This is a genomic window from Cupriavidus sp. 01T418 (assembly GCF_056398885.1).
This window is the reverse complement of sequence record NZ_JBFTQG010000002.1, coordinates 358,363-378,304: the sequence shown is the minus strand read 5'-3', so window position 1 is coordinate 378,304 and position 19,942 is coordinate 358,363. Positions and strand designations below refer to the sequence as shown.

General features: G+C 66.8%; 17 protein-coding genes. 9 read left to right on the top strand and 8 right to left on the bottom strand.

What is annotated here, in order from left to right; all coding sequences use genetic code 11:
• Nucleotides 1-111: 111 nt before the first annotated feature.
• From tilS to cysS, 4 genes are all read right to left on the bottom strand, one after another.
• Nucleotides 112-1,545, bottom strand: a complete 1,434-nt coding sequence (gene tilS / locus AC1DQ3_RS03855) for a tRNA lysidine(34) synthetase TilS (RefSeq protein WP_477118841.1) — start codon at nucleotides 1,543-1,545, stop codon at nucleotides 112-114.
• Nucleotides 1,511-2,482, bottom strand: coding sequence for an acetyl-CoA carboxylase carboxyltransferase subunit alpha (locus AC1DQ3_RS03850; protein ID WP_477118840.1), 972 nt, complete (start codon nucleotides 2,480-2,482; stop codon nucleotides 1,511-1,513). The genes tilS and AC1DQ3_RS03850 overlap by 35 nt, the downstream gene beginning before the upstream one ends.
• Nucleotides 2,483-2,594: 112 nt before the next feature.
• The gene (locus tag AC1DQ3_RS03845; protein WP_477118839.1) at nucleotides 2,595-3,548 is read right to left on the bottom strand and encodes a DNA-3-methyladenine glycosylase family protein; all 954 of its coding nucleotides are present in this window, start codon (nucleotides 3,546-3,548) and stop codon (nucleotides 2,595-2,597) included.
• Complete coding sequence (cysS, locus tag AC1DQ3_RS03840; protein ID WP_477118838.1) at nucleotides 3,533-4,921, bottom strand: cysteine--tRNA ligase; 1,389 nt, start codon at nucleotides 4,919-4,921, stop codon at nucleotides 3,533-3,535. The genes AC1DQ3_RS03845 and cysS overlap by 16 nt, the downstream gene beginning before the upstream one ends.
• Before the next feature lie 290 nt (nucleotides 4,922-5,211).
• On the opposite strand from cysS, the gene AC1DQ3_RS03835 reads away from it, so the two are divergent.
• The 4 genes from AC1DQ3_RS03835 (at nucleotide 5,212) to AC1DQ3_RS03820 (ending at nucleotide 7,965) form a co-directional block, all read left to right on the top strand.
• Nucleotides 5,212-5,913 (top strand): tetratricopeptide repeat protein, encoded by a 702-nt coding sequence (locus AC1DQ3_RS03835; RefSeq protein WP_477118837.1) that lies wholly within the window; start codon nucleotides 5,212-5,214, stop codon nucleotides 5,911-5,913.
• Nucleotides 5,914-5,980: 67 nt separating this feature from the next.
• Nucleotides 5,981-6,565: a peptidylprolyl isomerase gene (locus AC1DQ3_RS03830; RefSeq protein ID WP_477118836.1), complete on the top strand. Its 585-nt coding sequence runs from the start codon at nucleotides 5,981-5,983 to the stop codon at nucleotides 6,563-6,565.
• A gap of 21 nt (nucleotides 6,566-6,586) precedes the next feature.
• Nucleotides 6,587-7,087: a peptidylprolyl isomerase gene (locus tag AC1DQ3_RS03825; protein WP_477118835.1), complete on the top strand. Its 501-nt coding sequence runs from the start codon at nucleotides 6,587-6,589 to the stop codon at nucleotides 7,085-7,087.
• Nucleotides 7,088-7,173: 86 nt separating this feature from the next.
• Complete coding sequence (locus AC1DQ3_RS03820) at nucleotides 7,174-7,965, top strand: UDP-2,3-diacylglucosamine diphosphatase (RefSeq protein ID WP_477118834.1); 792 nt, start codon at nucleotides 7,174-7,176, stop codon at nucleotides 7,963-7,965.
• Nucleotides 7,966-8,010: 45 nt separating this feature from the next.
• Here AC1DQ3_RS03820 and cysE read toward each other — a convergent pair whose 3' ends face one another.
• Both cysE and AC1DQ3_RS03810 read right to left on the bottom strand, forming a co-directional pair.
• Nucleotides 8,011-8,754, bottom strand: a complete 744-nt coding sequence (gene cysE / locus AC1DQ3_RS03815; protein ID WP_477118833.1) for a serine O-acetyltransferase — start codon at nucleotides 8,752-8,754, stop codon at nucleotides 8,011-8,013.
• A 400-nt stretch (nucleotides 8,755-9,154) separates the two neighbouring features.
• The gene (locus AC1DQ3_RS03810; protein ID WP_477118918.1) at nucleotides 9,155-10,027 is read right to left on the bottom strand and encodes an RNA methyltransferase; all 873 of its coding nucleotides are present in this window, start codon (nucleotides 10,025-10,027) and stop codon (nucleotides 9,155-9,157) included.
• Nucleotides 10,028-10,183: 156 nt separating this feature from the next.
• On the opposite strand from AC1DQ3_RS03810, the gene AC1DQ3_RS03805 reads away from it, so the two are divergent.
• Both AC1DQ3_RS03805 and AC1DQ3_RS03800 read left to right on the top strand, forming a co-directional pair.
• Complete coding sequence (locus AC1DQ3_RS03805; RefSeq protein WP_477118832.1) at nucleotides 10,184-11,005, top strand: inositol monophosphatase family protein; 822 nt, start codon at nucleotides 10,184-10,186, stop codon at nucleotides 11,003-11,005.
• Between the two features lie 377 nt (nucleotides 11,006-11,382).
• Complete coding sequence (locus AC1DQ3_RS03800) at nucleotides 11,383-13,350, top strand: APC family permease (RefSeq protein WP_477118831.1); 1,968 nt, start codon at nucleotides 11,383-11,385, stop codon at nucleotides 13,348-13,350.
• Nucleotides 13,351-13,385: 35 nt separating this feature from the next.
• Here AC1DQ3_RS03800 and AC1DQ3_RS03795 read toward each other — a convergent pair whose 3' ends face one another.
• Nucleotides 13,386-13,811, bottom strand: coding sequence for a universal stress protein (locus tag AC1DQ3_RS03795; RefSeq protein ID WP_477118830.1), 426 nt, complete (start codon nucleotides 13,809-13,811; stop codon nucleotides 13,386-13,388).
• A gap of 379 nt (nucleotides 13,812-14,190) precedes the next feature.
• Between AC1DQ3_RS03795 and mutS the strand changes: the two genes are divergently transcribed.
• Together mutS and AC1DQ3_RS03785 are read left to right on the top strand one after the other, a co-directional pair.
• Nucleotides 14,191-16,884 carry a DNA mismatch repair protein MutS gene (mutS, locus tag AC1DQ3_RS03790; RefSeq protein WP_477118829.1) on the top strand — a complete coding sequence of 898 codons (2,694 nt, stop codon included), beginning with the start codon at nucleotides 14,191-14,193 and terminating at the stop codon, nucleotides 16,882-16,884.
• A 107-nt stretch (nucleotides 16,885-16,991) separates the two neighbouring features.
• Nucleotides 16,992-17,984: a hypothetical protein gene (locus AC1DQ3_RS03785; protein ID WP_477118828.1), complete on the top strand. Its 993-nt coding sequence runs from the start codon at nucleotides 16,992-16,994 to the stop codon at nucleotides 17,982-17,984.
• 125 nt (nucleotides 17,985-18,109) lie between these two features.
• Here the strand turns inward: AC1DQ3_RS03785 and AC1DQ3_RS03780 are convergent, their stop codons facing one another.
• Complete coding sequence (locus AC1DQ3_RS03780; protein ID WP_477118827.1) at nucleotides 18,110-18,643, bottom strand: FKBP-type peptidyl-prolyl cis-trans isomerase; 534 nt, start codon at nucleotides 18,641-18,643, stop codon at nucleotides 18,110-18,112.
• Between the two features lie 11 nt (nucleotides 18,644-18,654).
• On the opposite strand from AC1DQ3_RS03780, the gene AC1DQ3_RS03775 reads away from it, so the two are divergent.
• Nucleotides 18,655-19,863, top strand: a complete 1,209-nt coding sequence (locus AC1DQ3_RS03775) for a JmjC domain-containing protein (protein WP_477118826.1) — start codon at nucleotides 18,655-18,657, stop codon at nucleotides 19,861-19,863.
• Nucleotides 19,864-19,942 lie beyond the last annotated feature (79 nt).

Here is a 19,942-nt window from a genome sequence, read left to right as displayed (position 1 = left end):
TGCGTCCGGCGGAAGTGGCGCGGGCGGCTCGCATGCGTATTTGCGCGCCACATCAATGCGGTCCCGCATCCGCTTGCGCAGCCTCTTCGCGCGGCTTGTTCAGCCCGCGGGCTACTCCCCGGACCACTCCACCCACTCTACACGCCAGCGTGGCGCGGCGGGCGCATCCGGCCAGCGCCGGTGCATCCCCAGCCCGGCCGCGAACACGAGCTGCGCGCCCGCCCACAGCAAGGGCAGGCGCCCGCGCCGCGCAATTGGCACGCCAGCCTCCTGGTAGGCCTGCTTGAGCGCGCGCGCGGGCCCGCCCGGGCGCAGCACGATGCGCTCGCCGCCCTGCCGCGCCGCCAGCCGCAGTGGCTGCCGCAGCGCGGCCTCCGGCAGGCCGAAGGTGTCGTCGCGCGTGAATCGCAACTCGCCATGCCACGCCGGCACCGCCAGGCTTGCCTCACCCTGCCAGGATAGTGCGAGATCGCCCGCGGCGATCGCCGGCCCCGCGCGGCGGGCCAGCACGCGGCCCTGGAAGCGAAGCAGCACCAGCCCCTCGTGATGGATGGCTGGCTCGCCGCCTGCGTGCTCGATCAATTGCGCGCGCATGGCGGACAACCGCGCCGTGGAGGGTGCCTGCGTGCCAAGGTCGCGCAACCACAGGCGCAGCACCATGTCGGCCTGCGCCGGCGCAAGCGCGCGCAGGCCGGCGAGATCGAGTTCGGCAAGGGTGCCGGCATCGCGCGGCGGGCGCACCAGTTTGGCCATCAGTTGCGTGGCGAGTCCGTCCAGCAATTCGCCGGCCTGCGCCAGATGGGCGGCAGCTTGCGCCACATTGGCCTGCAAGGCGGGGAATGCCGCGGCCAGCGCGGGCATCTGCGCTCTCAGCGCGTTGCGGGCGAAGCGGGCATCGTCATTGGAGGGATCGTCGATCCACGCAAGTGCATGGACGGTGCAATAGGCATCGATGTCATCGCGCGCCACATCGAGCCAGGGCCGCAGCAGCACGATCTGCTGCCGCGCGCCCATGCGGCGCAGGCGCGGCATGCCGCCCAGCCCGGCCAGCCCGCTGCCGCGGAACAGCCGCAACAACACCGTCTCGACCTGGTCGTCCAGGTGATGCGCGAACAGCAGCAGTTCCGCCCCGGCCTCGTCGCACATGGCCTCCAGCGCGGCGTAGCGCGCGCGGCGCGCGGCTGCCTCCAGCCCTTCGCCGTGTTGCTGCTCCACCGTGACGCGGCGGCTGAAAAAGGGCATCTGCCAGTCGCTGCACAGCGAGGCGCAGAACAGGTCCCACTGGTCGGCCTGCGCCTGCAGCCCGTGGTGCACGTGCAGCGCCACCACGCGCAGCGGCAGCGACGACGAAGCCACCGCCGCACGCAGCGCGTGCAGCAGCGCGACCGAATCGCGTCCGCCGGAAAGCGCCACCGCCACTGTGCCTGCCCGTGCGCCGTCGCCAGAAACAACAAAGGCCGCACCGGCCTGGAGCGCCTGTGCGACCTTGTCGGTCAAGCCGGCGGACGGGTCAGTCCGGTGCGCCGGTTTCCTTGAACTTGCCATAGGACAGCAGTCGCTCGTTGCGGCGCGCCTGCAGCTCTTTCACGCCCATGCCCTGGAACTGGCGCAGCGAATCCGCCAGCGAACGCTTGAGCATGGCAGCCATGCCCTTGACATCGCGGTGCGCGCCGCCCAGCGGCTCGCTGACGATCTTGTCGATCAGGCCGAGCGCCTTCAGGCGGTGCGCGGTCAGGCCGAGTGCTTCGGCGGCTTCCGGTGCCTTCTCGGCGGTCTTCCACAGGATGGATGCGCAACCTTCCGGCGAGATCACCGCGTAGGTGGCGAATTGCAGCATCTGCACCACGTCGCCCACGGCAATCGCCAGCGCGCCGCCGGAGCCGCCTTCGCCGATGATGGTGGCGATCAGGGGCACATTGAGGCCGGCCATCACGTAGAGATTGTGACCAATGGCTTCGGACTGGCCGCGTTCTTCCGCGTCGATGCCGGGGAATGCACCCGGGGTATCCACGAACGTGAAGATCGGCAGGCCGAACTTGTCGGCCACTTCCATCAGGCGCTTGGCTTTGCGGTAGCCCTCGGGCTTGGGCATGCCGAAGTTGCGCAAGGCGCGCTCTTTGGTGTCGCGCCCCTTCTGGTGGCCGATCACCATGCACGCCTGCCCGTTGAAGCGGGCCAGGCCGCCGACGATGGAGAGATCATCGGCAAAGGTGCGGTCGCCGTGCAGTTCGTGGAAATCGGTGAAGATCTCCCGCACGTAGTCCAGGGTGTAAGGGCGCTGCGGATGCCGTGCGATCTGTGCCACCTGCCACGGCGTCAGGTTGGCGTAGATGTCCTTGGTAAGCTGCTGGCTCTTGCCGGCCAGCCGCGAAATCTCTTCGGAGATATCGACAGCCGAATCGTCCTGCACAAAACGCAGTTCTTCGATCTTTGCCTCGAGTTCGGCAATGGGCTGCTCAAAATCCAGGAAGGTGGTTTTCATGAGACTCGCGTACCTGTCTGTGAAGGTGCGCATTCTACCGGAATTCGCCCGTTAAACCGAAGTCAGGGGATCAGCCTCGCGCACTTCCATGCAAATTTAGCTGTCCGTCAGGCTAATACGTCACCGGCAACGGGTCAAGGCTGCGCCACATATACCACGTGGCAACCGTTCGCCACGGTTCCCAGTTGGCCGCCACCTCGCGCGCTTCGCTACGGGTGACGGGTTCGCCGCTGAAGTAATTCGCCGAAATGGCGTTGATCAGGCCAACGTCGTCGAGCGGCAATACATTGGGCCGCATCAGGTTGAACATCAGGAACATTTCGGCGGTCCAGCGGCCGATGCCACGGATCTGCGTCAGTTCGGCGATGACGGCTTCGTCGTCCATCTCCGTCCAGCTGTCGACATGCACCCGCCCTGCCTTGAAATGCTCGGCCAGGTCGACGATGTACTCGGCCTTGCGGCGCGACAGGCCGCATGCGGCGAGGTTATCGTGCCCGGCCTTGAGCATCTGCGCCGGCGTGAGCTTGGGACAGAGTGCCGCCAGCCGCTCCCACACGGTCTGCGCGGCCTTTACCGAAATCTGCTGGCCGACGACGGAGCGGGCCAGCGTGATAAAGGGGTCGCCGCGCGAGATCAGGTGCGCCGGGCCGTAGGTGGGGATCATCTTGCGCAGGATACGGTCGCGCTTCATCAGGTCGGCGCAGGCCTCATCCCAGTAGGCCGGACGCACCGCGTCCACCACCGTCTCGACCGGCAGGGGGATGGCCTGGGCTTCCGGCAGCACGGGCGCCTTGGGCGCGCGTGCCGCGGCCATCGGCACCGCCTTGCCATCCGCCTTGGCCACCACCGGCCCTGGCGACTTGACCGTGGCCTTGCCGGCCACCTTGAGACCGCCCTTGAGGCCGCCCTTGAGGCCGCCCTTGAGCGGCTTGGCAGCCTTCGCCGCCGTGCCTGCCTTGGACGACTTGCCCGGCGCCGGGGACTTGGCCGTGCTGGCCGCAGCAGTCTTGGACGGCGCCGCAGGCGTCGCTGTCTTGCGCACGGCAGCGTTCAAGCGCGCCTCCACTCGGTGACCCCGCCCGGCTTGTCTTCCAGGATCACGCCACCAGTAAGCAATTCGGCACGGATGCGATCTGCTTCGGCGAAATTGCGGTCGGCCTTGGCTTGCTTGCGCGCACCGATCAGCACTTCGATCTGCTCCGGCTGCAGGCCATCGGCCGCCTTGCCGCCTTGCAGGAACGCATGCGCGTCGCGCTCCAGCAAGCCGAGCGTGGCGGCCAGGCCCTTGAGCTGGCGTGCCATCTCCGGCGAGCCGGTGCGGTTGACTTCGCCGGCGAGGTCGAACAGCACGGCCATGGCGATCGGGGTGTTGAAGTCGTCGCCCATGGCATCGATAAAGCGCCGCGCATGCGCCTCTTCCCAGTCCAGGGGCTGGCCATCGGGCTGCACGTCCTTGAGCGCGGTGTACAGTCGCGTCAGCGAGTGACGTGCGTCCTCCAGATGGGCATTGCTGTAGTGCAGCGGGCTGCGATAGTGCGCGCGCAGGATGAAGAAGCGCACCACTTCGGCGTCATACTCCTTGAGCACATCGCGGATGGTGAAGAAGTTGCCGAGCGACTTCGACATCTTCTCGTCGTTGATGCGCACGAAGCCGTTGTGCATCCACAGGTTGACGAAGGTCTTGCCGCTGGCCCCTTCGGACTGCGCGATCTCGTTCTCGTGGTGCGGGAATTGCAGGTCGGCGCCGCCGCCGTGGATATCGAAATGCTCGCCCAGCAGCGCGCAGCTCATCGCCGAGCATTCGATGTGCCAGCCCGGGCGGCCCGTGCCCCACTTCGAGTCCCACTTGCTTTCGGCGGGCTCGCTTTCCTTGGCGGACTTCCACAGCACGAAGTCGAGCGGATCGTGCTTGGCCTCGTTGGTAGCCACGCGCTCGCCGGCGCGCAGGTCTTCCAGCGACTTGCCGGACAGGCGCCCGTAGCCGGGGAACTTGCGCACCGCATAGTTCACGTCGCCATCGCTGGCATGGTAAGCCAGCCCGCGGGCCTCCAGCTTGCCGATGATGTCGAGCATCTGCGGCACGTAGTCGGTGGCGCGCGGCTCCTGGTCCGGACGCTGGATACCCAGGGCGTCGGCATCCTCGTGCATGTAGCGGATGAAGCGGTTGGTCAGTTCGCCGATGGTCTCGCCATTCTCCGCGGCGCGGCGAATGATCTTGTCATCGATGTCGGTGATGTTCTGTACATAGGTCACCTGGTAGCCGGCCGTGCGCAGCCAGCGCTGCACCATGTCGAATACCACCATCACGCGCGCATGGCCAACGTGACAATAGTCGTACACCGTCATGCCGCACACATACATGCGCACACGGCCGGGTTCGATTGGCACGAAAAGCTGTTTCTCACGCGCGAGCGTGTTGTAGATATTCAGAGGATGCATGAAACAAGGTGAAAGGATGAGGAATCCTGCCGGTAGCAATACCGGGCACGAACTGGGGCTAACTGGAGCCAACCGGAGCTAACTGGCACTGGCCAGGCCGCATTCCGGATGCGCCATTGTCGCGCCTTCGCGGACCGGCAACTTGCGCCTGCGCAAACCCAGGCGCGACCCATATCTTACCGGAAGCGCCTGACCTCGGTGGCCCGTCGCCTGCCTTGCAGCGCACCGATACCCGGGCCGGCATGGCCGTGCTTTGCTAGAATGCCGCGGAGTATAACGGACCGCCATCCATGAGCCTGTTCCTGCCCACCATAGCAACCGCTTCATCCCCGCCCCTGCGCCGGCGCATTGCGGCCGCCTCGCTAGCCCTGGCGGCCAGCCTGGCAGGCATGCTTGCCACGGCGGGCCCCGCGCGCGCGCAGGCGGGACCGGTGTCACGTTCCGTGCCGACAGTCCCGCCCGGCGGCGTGCGCTCGGCCGATCCCGGCATGGCCGACGCGGAGAAGGCCGCGGCGCAGAAGAAGTATGGCGAGGCCATCGACCGGTTCGACCGCGTGCTGGCCACCAACCCGCGCAATGCGCAGGCGCGCTTCGAGCGTGCCTGGGCCCTGGCCCAGGCCGGGCGCGAGGACGAGGCCATCGCGGCGCTGTCGTCCATGGCGCAGGATTTCCCCGAACTGCCTGAACCGCACAACAATCTGGCCCTGCTGTATGCCAAGCGCGGGGATCTCAGGCGCGCGGAGGCGGAACTGCTGCTCGCGCTCGATGCCAGACCCGATTTCGCAGTGGGTTACAGCAATCTGGGCGATGTCTACCGGCGCCTGGCCGAGAACGCCTACCGCGACGCACTCCGCCGCAACCCCAAGGATGCGGCGGCGGCTACAGGCCTCAAGCTGGTGCAGCCCGAGGCGGCAAACCAGCCCCCCGCGAGCAGCACGCGCAAGGGCGGCGCGGCGGCCAGCGAGCCAGCGGCCGCACCCGCACCGAAGTAACTTGCCAGCAGGCGGGGCCCCTACCAGGCCCCGGTGCTATCGTTTTCCCCGATCCACGGAGTCAAGCATGATCTTTTCGCGTCGCCTCGTCCTCGCCGGCATGGCCGCCGGTGTCCTGGCGCTCTCCCCCCTGGCCGCGCAGGCGCAGCAGCAGAGAACCGAGCGGGTGCAATTCGTCACCAGCGCCGGCAAGTTCACGATCGAGGTCTATCCGGACGCCGCGCCCAAGACCGTGGCGAACTTCATGGAGTACGTGAAGAGCGGTTTCTATAGCGGCACCATCTTCCACCGCGTCATCAACGGCTTCATGGTGCAAGGCGGCGGCTTCGACCGCGACATGAAGCAAAAGCCCGCGCGCGCGCCGATTCCGCTGGAGGCCCAGAACGGGCTGAAGAACAAGGCGGGCACGGTTGCCATGGCACGCACCAGCGATCCGAACTCGGCCACCGCCCAGTTCTTCATCAATGTGGTGGATAATTCCAGTCTCGACTATCCGCAGCCGGACGGTAACGGCTACGCTGTATTTGGCAGAGTGGTGGAAGGCATGGATACCGTCGAAAAGATGAAGAACGCGCCGACCACCTCGTATGGTCCCATGCACAATGTGCCGGCCACGCCGATCGTGATCGAGTCGGCCTCCGTCGTCAAATAAACACCGAACAAAGGAACTCCAATGTCCAAGGTAGAACTCCACACCAGCCAGGGTGTCATCACCATCGAACTCGACGCCGAAAAGGCGCCCAAGTCGGTCGAGAATTTCCTGTCCTATGTGCGCAAGGGCCACTACGACAACACCATTTTTCACCGTGTGATCAAGAACTTCATGATCCAGGGCGGCGGTTTCGAACCCGGCATGAAGCAAAAGAACACCGATGCCCCGATCGAGAACGAAGCTGGCAACGGCCTCAAGAACGATCGCTACACGGTTGCCATGGCGCGTACCAACGCGCCGCATTCGGCCACCGCGCAGTTCTTCATCAACGCGGTCGACAATGACTTCCTGAACTTCACCTCGCCGACCCCGCAGGGCTTCGGCTACGCCGTGTTCGGCAAGGTGATCGACGGTACCGATGTGGTCGAGAAGATCAAGGGCGTGCGCACCGGCAGCGCCGGCTTCCACCAGGACGTGCCGCTCGAGGACGTCATCATCGAGAAGGCCGTGGTGGTCGAATAAGTCGCTGGCCTTCCACGCCAGGACGCGTTCCACCGGGCCTCTCCGGGTCGCGCCATGAAGTCAGGCCAGATTCTCCTTCCAACCGCATGACTGCGACCCCATCCACGCCGGCCACCGGCGCCCTCGCGGTGCCGGCGCCGGCGTGGTTCATTTCCGACCTGCATCTCACGCCGGAGATGCCGCGCACGCTGGCGTCCTTCGAGCGCGTGGTCGCACGCGCGGCACAAGAGGCGCGCGCGCTGTTTATCCTGGGTGATTTCTTCGAGTTCTGGATCGGCGACGAGGAAACCGACAGCCCGTTCGCGGCGCAGGTGGCCGCCATGCTGCGCCAGCTTGCCGGACGCGGCGTGCAGGTGTACCTGATGCACGGCAACCGCGACTTCCTGCTGGGGCAGCGTTTTGCGCACGCCGCCGGCGCGGCCTTGCTGCCCGACCCCACCGTGATCGAATGCGCTGGCCAGCGCGTGGTGCTCAGCCATGGCGACATGCTCTGCACCGACGACGAGCGCTATATGCATTTCCGCCGCTGGACCCGCAAACGCTGGGTCCAGCGTACCTTCCTGTCGCTGCCGCTGGCGCTGCGCCTGCGCGTGGCGCGCCGCCTGCGCGCCAACAGCGAAGCCGGCCGCGCCGGCCAGGCGCGCCGCGATGCCCCGCCCGACTACGGCGACACCACGCCGCAGGCCGTGGCGGCGCTGTTGCGCGACAGCCATGCGCCGGTCCTGGTGCACGGCCACACGCATCGTCCCGCCCGCCACGAAAGCCCGGAGGGCGTGCGCTGGGTGCTGACCGACTGGGACCTCGACGGCAAGCGGCCACGCGCCGCCGTGCTGCAGCTCGACGCAGGCGGATTCCACGTACTGCCGCAGCTGGACTGATGCCGCGGCCGGCGAGCCGGCCGCGGCAGTCGCACACGCGCTTGCCTACTTCATCAGCTTGCGCAACTCGCTCGCGTCGAAGCGGTCGTTCGGCGTGTTCTCCAGGTGCTCACCGAGCCGGTCCAGCGCGGCCATCACGGTCTCGATGCGCTCGTGCTGCTGCGCCGCATTGTCGATCAGGCTCTTGAGCGCCAGCGAAACCGGATCGTCCGCGTTCGGCGTGATGCCGTAGGCGGAGAACTCCTGCTTCGCGCCCTGCAGCCCGCTGGGCGCATCCGGCAGGATGACGCGCGCCGGAATGCCCACCGCGGTGGCGCCCGGCGGCACCGGTTTCAGCACCACGGCATTGGAGCCGATGCGCGCGCCGTCGCCGATGGTGTAGCCGCCAAGCACCTTGGCGCCGGCGCTGACCACCACATTCGCACCGAGAGTGGGATGGCGCTTCACCCCCTTGTAGAGCGATGTGCCGCCCAGCGTCACGCCCTGGTAGATGGTGCAGTCGTCGCCGATCTCGGCGGTTTCGCCCACCACCACGCCCATGCCGTGGTCGATGAACACACGCCGTCCTACCTTGGCGCCGGGGTGGATCTCGATCCCGGTGAAAAAACGCGCCCAGTGCGAAATCCATCGGCCTAGCCAGTGGAACCCCGCGTTCCAGCACGCATGGGAGAAGCGGTGAAACATCACGGCGTGAAAGCCGGGATAGCAGGTCAGTACCTCCAGACGGCTGCGTGCGGCGGGATCGCGCCGCATGATGGCGTCGATATCTTCCTTCAGGCGAGAGAACATCTTGGTCGTGTCGTGTCGAGTTGCCGCGCCGTGCGACGCGCGCCCTGGGTCACCAGGATCGGCCTGCGTCGCCGGCATGGTCATTGGCCGGTGGGTACGGGATCAGGGAGTGTAAGAGATTTGCCACCCTGCTGCCGCCATGGACATTGGCTGCGATGGCGCCGTCCGCTCCGCCTGTGCCGCGGCACAGGCCACGGCAGCGCAGGGCGATGCGGCACCACCCACGATCAACATCGCTCGGGCACGTGGACCAGGCCGGTCATCAGGCGGCGCGCGCTGTGGCTCAACACGGCGCGCTCCAATCGACGTCGCAGTCCGGACGCTGCGAGGGACGCACCAGCGCGACCTTGCTGGTGCCGCCGCGCATGTGCATGTAGTAGGCCGGAATCTCTGCCACCGCTCACTTCTCCTGTTTTGTTGGCGCCTCGGTGCCGGGCCCTTGCGTGGCGACCAGCATGTGCTTGGCGATGCCCCGCAGGATATTCACTTCCTCGCGCTCCAGTCCGCTGCGCGCGAGCAGCCGGCGCAGGCGCGGCATCAGCTTCTTCGGGCTGGCCGGATCGAGAAAGCCAATGGCTTCCAGGCCGGCCTGCAGATGGCCGAACATGGCCTCGATCTGCTCGGCCGTGGCCGGTTCGCCAGCATAGCCGATCTCGGCGAGCGGTGTAGCCCTCACCTCCAGCAACGCCAGGCGCATCTCGTAGGCCACCAGTTGCACGGCCTGGGCAAGATTGAGCGAGGTGTAGGCCGGGTTGGCGGGAATATGGGTGACCGCCGAGCAACGATCCACCACCTCGTTGGGCAGGCCGAAGCGCTCATTGCCGAACACGAAGGCAACGTGCGCGCCTGCCTCTGCCGGGCCGGCGCCATGCCGGGCCGCCTGTTGGGCGCCAATGCGGGCGCCGGCCTGCGCCACCGCGTCGCGCGGCAACAGGCGCGGCGGCCCGAACTCGCGCTGGCGTGCCGTAAGCGCCACCGCGTAGGCAGTGCCGGCCAGCGCGGCCTCGATATCCTCGACGATCACCGCGGCGGCCAGCACATCGTCGGCGCCGCTGGCCATGGCGATGGCATCCGGGTGCTCGCGCACTGCCGGCTCGCGTGGCGAAACCAGCACAAGGCTGCCCGGCACGGTGCCGAAACCCATGGTTTTCATGGCGCGCGCAACCGCGCCGACATTGCCTGGATGGCTGGTTTCCACCAGCACGAAGCGCACTGCGGAAAACGCGGCGAGGGCGCCGTCGGCGGCCACGCTCGTCTGGTTCTGCGGGTTCATATACAATTCAGGCTTCATCTTCGGTGCGCCGCCCGTTCTAATGCGATCGCGACGCGCCCGTTCTTCTACAATCCGTTGTGTTGTCAGCCGCCCCGAAGGGCAGCGCGCCGGCCTTTTGCGCCAGGCCGCGCACCTTTGGCCGGCCTGGAGAGATTCATGCATCCGATGCTAAATATCGCCGTCAAGGCGGCCCGCAAGGCAGGTTCCGTCATCAACCGCGCGTCGATGGACGTCGAGCGGGTTCAGGTCTCGCGCAAACAGCACAACGATTTCGTCACCGAAGTCGATCGCGCCGCCGAGGCCGCGATCGTCGAAATCATCCGCACGGCCTACCCGGATCACGCCATTCTAGCGGAAGAGTCCGGCCAGTCCTGGGCCGAGGGCGAAGAACCCACCAGCGAATACATCTGGGTGATCGACCCGCTCGACGGCACGACCAACTTCATCCACGGCTTCCCCCAGTACGCGGTTTCCATTGCCCAGCTGCACAAGGGCGTGCCGGCGCAAGCGGTCGTCTACGATCCGGCCCGTGACGAACTCTTCACCGCCAGCAAGGGTGCCGGCGCCTTCCTGAACAACCGCCGCATCCGCGTCTCGCGCCGCGACAAGCTGGCCGACTGCCTGATCGGCACCGGCTTCCCCTACCGCGACATGGAAGGCCTGGACCAGTACCTGGAACTGTTCGCGCTGATGACGCGCAGCTGCGCCGGCCTGCGCCGCCCGGGCTCGGCCGCACTCGACCTGGCCTACGTGGCCTGCGGCCGCACCGACGGCTTCTTCGAGCAAGGCCTGCATCCCTGGGACATGGCTGCCGGCATGCTGCTGGTGACCGAAGCCGGCGGCCTGGTGGGCAACTATTCGGGCGAAGCCCGACAGCTCGAACAGGGCGAAGTGCTGGCCGGCAACCCCAAGGCATTCGCGCAGATGGTGCGCCTGCTGACCCCGTTCTCGGTGGACAACGCCAAGCCGGCCCGATAAGGGTCCGCTAAGGGTCCGCCAAGGGTCCGCAACAGGGGTCCGCACCAGCAACGCCATAACAGCAACAACGCAACGCGGCCGCGTGGCCGTACCCAGCGTTGCGGGCGCGGCGGCGCCCCGGCAGGTGTCCACATACCGGGCGCCACGCCGCCCACGATCATCGCCATCGCGCTCAGGCATCCACTGCGACTGAGCTGGCAGGCACGGACAGCATGTCGGCAATGCCGTTCTTGCGAATCCGCCTGCTTGCCACCTACATTACTCCCACGGGCGCTCGTCCATGCGCCCGGTGCTGGCAAGCGAGCAGCGACACCGCCAGCTGCGATTCCCGACGCCGCGCTCCGTGTGCTGCGCCGCAAGCATCCCGGGTGGCGAACATGGCGGCATTGTCGGAGTGGTGGAGACGCCTGGCGGGCCAGCCGCTCGACCCGCTCGCGCCGGGCACCCGCCACGCGATTGCCGTGGTGCCGGTGCTGGCCTGGGTCGGACTGGGCGCCGACGGGCTTTCCTCGTCGTGCTATGGCCCCGAGGAGGCATTCCTCGCCCTTGGTTCCCATACGCCGCTGGCGCTCTTCCTTGCCCTTGCCACCGCCGGCACGGTATTCATCATCGCGGTCGGCTACAACCAGGTCATCGAGCTGTTCCCAACCGGCGGCGGCGGCTACCGCGTAGCTACCGCATTGCTGGGACCGCACCCGGGACTGGTGTCGGGCGCGGCGTTGCTGGTCGATTACGTGCTGACCGTCTCGACGTCGCTCGCCAGCGGCGTCGACGCGTTCTTCAGCCTGCTGCCGGTAGAGGCGCAATCGCTCAAGCTGGCAACCGAACTGGTGATCGTGGTCATGATGACCGGGCTCAATTTCCGCGGCATGAAGGAATCGATCCTGGTGCTGATGCCCATCTTCCTGATCTTCGTGGCATTGCATCTCGGGCTGATCGTGTATGGCCTTGCCGCGCATGGCGATCATCTCGGCGCGGTCGTGCCCGGCGCCATTGGCGAGGCGTCCGGCATGTCCCACGCGATGGGTCCGATCGCGGTGGCAGCGCTGCTGATGCGCGCGTTCTCGCTGGGTGGCGGCACCTACACCGGGCTGGAGGCGGTATCGAACAACGTGAATATGCTGGCCGAGCCGCGCGTGCCAAACGGCAAGTGGACGATGTTCTACATGGCGACCTCGCTGGCCTTCACGGCGGGCGGGATCATCCTGCTGTACATGCTATGGAATGCAACGCCGGTGGAGGGCAAGACACTGAACGCGGTGGTCTTCGGCCGCGTCATCGACCATCTCGGCTTCGGCTCGGCATTGTCCCGCCATGCGCTGCTCGCGGTGGTGCTGGCCTCGGAGGCCGGGCTACTGCTGGTGGGCGCGCAGACCGGCTTCCTCGACGGCCCGGCGGTGCTATCCAACATGGCGGCGGACTATTGGGTGCCGCGGCATTTCCGCGATCTTTCCGCCCGGCTGGTGCGCCAGAACGGCGTCATCGTCATGGGCCTGGCCAGCTTGCTGATCCTGCTGTGGACGCGCGGCCAGGTCGCGGTGCTGGTGGTGCTGTACAGCATCAATGTGTTCCTGACCTTCAGCCTCTCGCTGCTTGGCCTGTGCATCTACTGGTGGCGCCATCGCGGCGAGCCTCGCTGGATCGTTCGCTTCGGCCTGTCCCTGCTGGGCTTGTCGGTCACCTCCACGGTGCTGGCGATCACGCTGGTTGAGAAGTTCACCGCCGGCGGCTGGCTGACGGTCCTGGTAACGGGCCTGGTGATCTTCCTGTGCGTCCTCGTCAAGCGGCACTACACGGCCACCCGCGCCGAACTCTCGCGCGCGGATGCCCTCTTCGCCGGCAGCCCGCCGCTGGTCGATGCGAGCCGCGTGCGGCCACTCGACCCCAACCAGCCCACCGCGATCGTACTGGTGGGCAAGCACCGCGGCGCCAGCATGCATGCGCTGCTCTGGGTCGAGCGCCTATTTCCGGGACACTTCAAGAATATGATTTTCCTGGCCGTGGGAGAGGTGGATGCGCAGAGCTATGAGGGCCAGGAAACGCTGCATCGCCTGCAACAGGCGATTGGCGAGTCGCTGCGTTACTACGTTGCCAATTGCCAGCGCCATGGACTGGCTGCCGATTCGCACGCGGCATTCGGCACGAATCCGGTGCGCGAGTTCCTGAAGCTGGTCGATGCCGTGACGGCGGAGTACCCGAACAGTGTCTGCTTTGCCAGCAAGCTGATCTTCCAGCACGTCAATTTCCTCACTGCCTGGCTGCATAACCAGACGCCAGGCGAGTTGCAGGCGCGGCTGCACCTGCAGGGCAAGCAGATGGTCTTGCTGCCGATGAATGTGCCGTGACAGCCCGGCTTGCCGATCCTGGCGATCTTGCCTGGCTACCTGACCAGCGTCACCGGCACGCGCGACATGCGAATCAGCTTGTTCGTCAGCCTTCCCGCCAGCAGCGCGCCGACGGCCGTGCGCCCGGCCGTGCCCATCACGATGGCATCGCAATCGTTCGCCGCCGCGGTCTGCGCAATGGTCTGCGCTACGTCGCCGATCTTGACCTGCGCAACGTACCTGGCGCCGGCATCGTCCAGGATGCTCCGTGCACCGCGCAGCGCAGCCTCGCCGCTCGATTCTTCGAGCTTGCGCAATGCCGCCAGCGAGTGAAAGGCTGACGCGCGGCCGAATTCCAGCGGCGGCTGGACGTTAAGCAGGAGCACCTCGGACACACAGCGATCCCGGAACATGAAGGCAGCGTGACGCACCGCATCCAGTGCGTGCGCCGAGCCGTTGACGGGTACCAGAACTCTCAACATGTCGAACACCTTCCCTTGTTTCTGTGGTTTCACTACCGGCGCCGGGTTGGTCCCCAAGGGTGATGGAGCCACCTTTTGTATCTGCCGGGTATCTCGATTCCATATAAGTCCGGATTGCACAAAGATTCTGTAAAGAGACAGGCGGGCGCGTATTTTTTTTGTAAAGATCCTCCCCCTCCCCTTCCTGCAGCCTTCTGTCCCCTTCTCGCCCCGTTCTCGCCCCGTTCTCGTCCCCTGCGGGGCCCGGCTCGCAGTAAAATGCCGGTTTTGTCCGCGCCCGCCTCATCCACGACGCCTGCCGCGCACGCCGCGCCAGGGCCGCAGGCCGCCGGAGTACCCGAAAACAGGCGGTTTCGCCAAAGCCGCCCGAGAGGATTGCATGTCCGTAGAACCCCGACAGTCCGCCAAGACCGAGCCGAAAGCCGGTAACGCGGAAAAGCACACGCCCATGATGGCGCAGTACCTTGGCCTGAAGGCCGACCATCCGGACACCTTGCTGTTCTACCGGATGGGCGACTTCTACGAGCTTTTCCACGACGATGCCGAGAAGGCCTCGCGCCTGCTCGACATCACGCTGACGGCGCGCGGCAGCTCCAACGGTGTGCCGATCCGGATGGCGGGCATTCCCTTCCACTCGGTGGACCAGTACCTCGCGCGGCTGGTCAAGCTGGGCGAATCGGTGGCGATCTGCGAGCAGATCGGCGACCCGGCCACCAGCAAGGGGCCGGTGGAACGCAAGGTGGTACGCATCGTCACGCCGGGCACGCTGACCGACGCGGCGCTGCTGCCGGACAAGGCCGATACCTACCTGATGGCGGTACATCGACAGACCACGCGCCGCGGCGTCAGCAAGATAGGTTTGGCCTGGCTCAACCTCGCCAGCGGCGAGTTGCGCCTGATGGAATGCGAAGTGTCGCAGTTCGGCCGCGAACTGGAGCGGATCCGCCCTGCCGAACTGCTGTTTGCCGACGGCATCGAATTGCCGGCCCTGGCCTGCGCGCGGACCCGGCTGCCCGAATGGCATTTCGACCTGGAAGCCGGCACCCGCCGCCTGCGCGAGCAGCTTGGCGTAGCCAGCCTCGACCCGTTCGGCTGCGCCGGGCTGGGCGCGGCGCTCGGTGCCGCGGGTGCGCTGCTCAACTACGCTGCATCCACCCAGGGGCAATCGCTGCGCCACGTGAAGGGCGTGACGGTCGAGCGCGAATCGGAATTCGTTGGCCTGGACACTGCCACGCGGCGCAACCTGGAACTGACCGAGACCCTGCGCGGCGGCGAGTCGCCGACGCTGTTCTCGCTGCTGGACACCTGCGCCACCGCCATGGGCAGCCGCCTGCTGCGCCACTGGCTGCACCATCCGCTGCGCGACAGCGCGATCCCGCAGGCGCGCCAGCAGGCCATCGGCGCCATGCTCGGCCAGGGCACCGATGCGCTGCGCGCGGCACTGCGCCGGCTGTCCGACGTGGAGCGCATCACCGCGCGCTTGGCCCTGATGAATGCACGCCCGCGCGACCTGTCCTCGCTGCGCGATACGCTGACCGCCCTGCCCGACGTGCAGGCCTGCCTGCATCCTGACGATGCCGCGCCGTTGCTGGACCAGACCGTGACGGAACTGGCCGTGCCCTGGGAATGCCATGCGCTGCTGGTCAGCGCGGTGGCGCCGGAGCCGGCCAGCGTGATCCGCGACGGCGGCGTGATCGCCCGCGGCTACGATGCGACGCTCGACGAGCTGCGCGATATCTCCGAAAACTGCGGCCAGTTCCTGGTGGAGCTGGAAGCCCGCGAGCGCACCCGCACCGGCATTGCCAACCTGCGCGTGGAATACAACCGCGTGCACGGCTTCTATATCGAGGTGACCAACGGCCAGGCCGACAAGGTGCCCGACGACTATCGCCGCCGCCAGACGCTGAAGAACGCCGAGCGCTACATCACGCCCGAACTCAAGGCCTTCGAAGACAAGGCGCTGTCGGCGCAGGACCGCGCGCTGGCGCGCGAGAAGCTGCTCTACGATGCGCTGCTGCAACAGTTGCTGCCGCATATCGGCGAACTGCAGCGCGTGGCCGGCGCGCTGGCGCGCCTCGACGTGCTGGCCGCCCTGGCCGAGCGCGCGCAGACGCTGGACTGGACCCAGCCCGAGCGCGTCGACGAAAACGTGATCGACATCGCGCAAGGCCGCCATCCGGTGGTGGAAGGCCAGCTCGCCGCCGAATCCGTGCCGTTTATCGCCAATGACTGCCAGCTGAACGAGGCGCGCAAGCTGCTGCTGATCACCGGCCCGAACATGGGCGGCAAATCGACTTTCATGCGCCAGACCGCGCTGATCGTGCTGCTGGCCTGCGTGGGCGCCTACGTGCCGGCGCGGCGCGCGGTGATCGGCCCGATCGACCGCATTTTCACCCGCATCGGCGCCGCCGACGACCTGGCGGGCGGGCGCTCGACCTTCATGGTGGAGATGACCGAAGCCGCCGGCATCCTGCACAACGCCACGCCGGCCAGCCTGGTGCTGATGGACGAGATCGGGCGCGGCACGTCGACCTTCGACGGCCTCGCGCTGGCGTGGGCGATCGCGCGTCACCTGCTGGCGCATAACCGCAGCCATACGCTGTTCGCCACCCACTACTTCGAGCTGACGCAGCTGCCGCAGGAATTCACGCAGGCGGCCAACGTGCACCTGTCGGCGGTCGAGCATGGCGATGGCATCGTGTTCCTGCACGCCGTGCAGGATGGCCCTGCCAGCCAGAGCTACGGCCTGCAGGTCGCGCAGCTGGCGGGCGTGCCGCAGCCGGTGATCCGTGCGGCCCGCAAGCACCTGGCATGGCTGGAGCAGCAGTCGGCGGATGCCACGCCCACGCCCCAGCTCGACCTGTTTGCCGCGCCGCCCGCGCCGCTGGACGACCAGGACGACGACTGCACGGAACGGGACAACGGGCCGGCGGCCAGCGCCATCTCGCCACAGCAGGCGGCGCTACTCGACGCGGTGGCCGAACTCGACCCGGACAGCCTGACTCCACGCGACGCGCTCGATGCACTCTATCGGCTGCGCGCGCTCGCCAAGGAAGCTGTAGCCACCGCATGACGCCAATCCGGCTCGTGCACCAGCGCCTGCAACGATCCATGCCGCGGCCCGCGGGCGGGCTGTGCGCAGCGTGTGCGCACCCGCTGCGGGGCCTGGCACGGCGTGCCATGCTGGGGATTTTGCTGGCGTTGCCGGCAGCCCCCTCCCTGGCACTGGCTGAACGCGCCCGCGCCCCGGCCGCCGAGACCGTGCGCGTGGCCCTGATTGCCGACCAGCCGCAATGGCCGGCTGCGGAGGCAGGCACGGCCCGCCTGCTCGACTACCTGGCCGCGCGCCACCTCGGTTTCGTCGTCCATCTGGGCGGCATCAAGGGCGACACCGAATCCTGCGACGATGCCTTGCTCACCGCGCGCCAGCGCTTGCTCGACCAGTCGCCCCTGCCCCTGGTCTACCTGCCCGGTGAAACCGACTGGGCGGAATGCCAGCGCGCGGCGAACGGCCGTTTCGATGCCGTGGAACGGCTGAACCGGCTGCGCGAGCTGTTCTACCCGGCGGATACCACGCTCGGCCAGCGTGTCCTGCCCTTGATGCGGCAATCCGACCAGGCCACTTTCCGCAGCTATCGGGAAAACGTGCGCTGGAGCGCCGGCAACGTGATGCTGGTGGCGGTGAACCTGCCCGGCGACAATAATCACTACCGCTCGGAGGGCGGCCGCAACGGCGAGTTCGAGGACCGCCGCGAGGCCAACCGGCAGTGGCTGGCCCGCGCGTTTTCGCTGGCACAGCAGCAGAACCTGCCCGGCGTCGTGGTGCTGGAGCATGCCGACCCACAGTTCGGCAACGGCTGGGAGCAGCGCGGCCACCCCTCCCTGTTCGACGGCTTCCTGCGCCGCCGCACGCGCGATGGCTTCCTGGAGTTCAAGCGCCAGCTGCGCGATCTGGCCGGGCGCTATCGGGGCCAGATCCTGCTGGTTCACACCGGGATAGGCGGCTTCGGCATCGACAAGCCGCTCAAGGATGCCAGCGGCAAGACGCTGCGCAACTTCACCCGCGTGGTGTTGCCCAGTGGCGCTCCCGGCCAGTACACCGAACTTGTGATCACCCCAGGCTCGCCGTCGCTGTTCGAAGTGACGCTCAAGGATGGCCCCGAGGCGGAGTAAGGCCGGAGCAAGGCCCGGGCAGGGCTGCGAGCGAGGCCGCATCCGATGCCACGCACCCAAAGAAAAAGCCGGCAAGGCCGGCTTATTCGTGGGTACTGCCGCGAGGACTCGCGCGCGCCGCGCACTCAGTGCAGCGTGCGGCTGTTGTCGCCTTCGTCGTCCTCGTCCTCGTCCACGATTTCGATGCCCGAGGCGCCGTGCGCGTGGCCGTGCTGTACTTCATCGGCCGTGGCTTCGCGCACTTCGGCAACCTGCAGCCAGAAACGCAGCGCCATGCCGGCCAGCGGATGGTTGCCATCCAGCACCACCTTGTCTTCCGCCACGTCGGTCACCGTGTAGATGATCGAGTCCTCGTCATCGCTGTCTTCGGGCACGCCTTCGAACTGCATGCCGATTTCCAGCGGCTCGGGGAAACGGTCACGCGGCTCGACCTTCACCATGTCGGCGTCGTAGTCGCCGAAGGCTTCGTCGGGCTCGAGCTGCAACTGGGTTTCGAAGCCGGCTTCATGGCCTTCCAGCGCTTCCTCGATCTTGGGGAACGTGCCATCATACCCGCCGTGCAAGTAAACCATCGGCTCATCCGACTCCTCGATCAGATTGCCCTGCGCATCCGACAGCTTGTACACCACGGATACCACCGTGTTCTTAGCGATTTTCAATTCTTGACTCCATGAACGATTCCGCATTATACGCGCAGGCCCTGCCCCCCGGCCCCGTCGATCCCGACGCGCCACTCGCCTTGCTGGGAGGCATGACGCCGGCCGCTTTCATGCGCGATATCTGGCAACGCAAGCCCCTGCTGATCCGACAAGCGGTACCGGGAATCGAGCCGCCGGTATCGCGCGAGTCGCTTTTCGAACTAGCCGACCACGATGACGTCGAGTCGCGCCTGGTGTCGCACTTCCGCAACCGCTGGAAGCTTGAGCAAGGCCCCTTCGCCGCCGACAACCTGCCCTCGCGCAAAGCCCGCCAGTGGACCTTGCTGGTGCAGGGCGTTAACCTCCACGATAGTGCAGCCGCGGCGTTGTTGGGACAATTCCGTTTCGTTCCCGACGCGCGCCTGGACGACCTGATGATCAGCTACGCCAGCGACGGCGGCGGCGTAGGCCCGCACTTCGACTCCTACGACGTATTCCTCTTGCAAGTATCGGGACGGCGCCGCTGGCGCATCTCGTCCCAGGCCAGGCTCGACCTGGTGCCCGACCTGCCGCTGAAGATCCTCTCGGACTTCACCCCGGAGGAGGAATGGGTGCTGGAACCGGGCGATATGCTTTACCTGCCACCCCAGTATGCCCACGACGGCATTGCCGAAGGCGAGTGCATGACCTGTTCGATCGGCTTCCGGGCACCGGCCTACCGCGAACTCGCCGGACACTTCCTGGCATGGCTGTCGGAAACCGTCGAGGACAACGAAGACCTGGGCGGCCGCTACGCCGATGCGGGCGAGGCGGCCACGGCACATCCCGCCCAACTGCCGGCCCAGATGGTGCGCGCCGTCAGTGAACGGTTGAGCGCCCTGCGCTGGTCGGGAAGCATGATCTCGGAGTTTCTGGGGGCGCATCTCTCCGAACCCAAGCCGAGTGTGGAGTTTGCAGAAATATCCGAAATCGTATTGAAGAAATACAACAAACTCGCGCTGACGCACGGCATCGTGCTTGCACCGGCATCGATTGCCCTGTATGACCGCACCCATTTCTTTATCAATGGCGAAGCCTACGAACCGCCCGACGCGCTTGCACGCTGGCTGCGGCGGCTGGCCGACCACCGCTGCCTGAGTGCCGCGGAAGTGGCCGCCTGCGCGGATTTGCCGGATCTGATGGAGACTTTTCATCACTGGGCGCTGGAAGGATGGCTGCAATTTGCGCCATCTCCGCTGTAATAATCCGTAACAAGCAAAAACAGCAAAAGAGAGCGCTACACAAGCCGGGAAAACGCGGATATAATCGCTGGCTGGCTAG

Bases quoted from the DNA above. Each gene is read 5' to 3' on its own strand.
- tilS (WP_477118841.1), bottom strand. From the start codon at position 1,545: ATGGCAAGTTCAAGGAAACCGGCGCACCGGACTGACCCGTCCGCCGGC.
- AC1DQ3_RS03850 (WP_477118840.1), bottom strand. From the start codon at position 2,482: ATGAAAACCACCTTCCTGGATTTTGAGCAGCCCATTGCCGAACTCGAG.
- cysS (WP_477118838.1), bottom strand. From the start codon at position 4,921: ATGCATCCTCTGAATATCTACAACACGCTCGCGCGTGAGAAACAGCTT.
- AC1DQ3_RS03835 (WP_477118837.1), top strand. From the start codon at position 5,212: ATGAGCCTGTTCCTGCCCACCATAGCAACCGCTTCATCCCCGCCCCTG.
- AC1DQ3_RS03830 (WP_477118836.1), top strand. From the start codon at position 5,981: ATGATCTTTTCGCGTCGCCTCGTCCTCGCCGGCATGGCCGCCGGTGTC.
- AC1DQ3_RS03825 (WP_477118835.1), top strand. From the start codon at position 6,587: ATGTCCAAGGTAGAACTCCACACCAGCCAGGGTGTCATCACCATCGAA.
- AC1DQ3_RS03820 (WP_477118834.1), top strand. From the start codon at position 7,174: ATGACTGCGACCCCATCCACGCCGGCCACCGGCGCCCTCGCGGTGCCG.
- cysE (WP_477118833.1), bottom strand. From the start codon at position 8,754: ATGTTCTCTCGCCTGAAGGAAGATATCGACGCCATCATGCGGCGCGAT.
- AC1DQ3_RS03810 (WP_477118918.1), bottom strand. From the start codon at position 10,027: ATGAACCCGCAGAACCAGACGAGCGTGGCCGCCGACGGCGCCCTCGCC.
- AC1DQ3_RS03805 (WP_477118832.1), top strand. From the start codon at position 10,184: ATGCATCCGATGCTAAATATCGCCGTCAAGGCGGCCCGCAAGGCAGGT.
- AC1DQ3_RS03800 (WP_477118831.1), top strand. From the start codon at position 11,383: ATGGCGGCATTGTCGGAGTGGTGGAGACGCCTGGCGGGCCAGCCGCTC.
- AC1DQ3_RS03795 (WP_477118830.1), bottom strand. From the start codon at position 13,811: ATGTTGAGAGTTCTGGTACCCGTCAACGGCTCGGCGCACGCACTGGAT.
- mutS (WP_477118829.1), top strand. From the start codon at position 14,191: ATGTCCGTAGAACCCCGACAGTCCGCCAAGACCGAGCCGAAAGCCGGT.
- AC1DQ3_RS03785 (WP_477118828.1), top strand. From the start codon at position 16,992: ATGCTGGGGATTTTGCTGGCGTTGCCGGCAGCCCCCTCCCTGGCACTG.
- AC1DQ3_RS03775 (WP_477118826.1), top strand. From the start codon at position 18,655: ATGAACGATTCCGCATTATACGCGCAGGCCCTGCCCCCCGGCCCCGTC.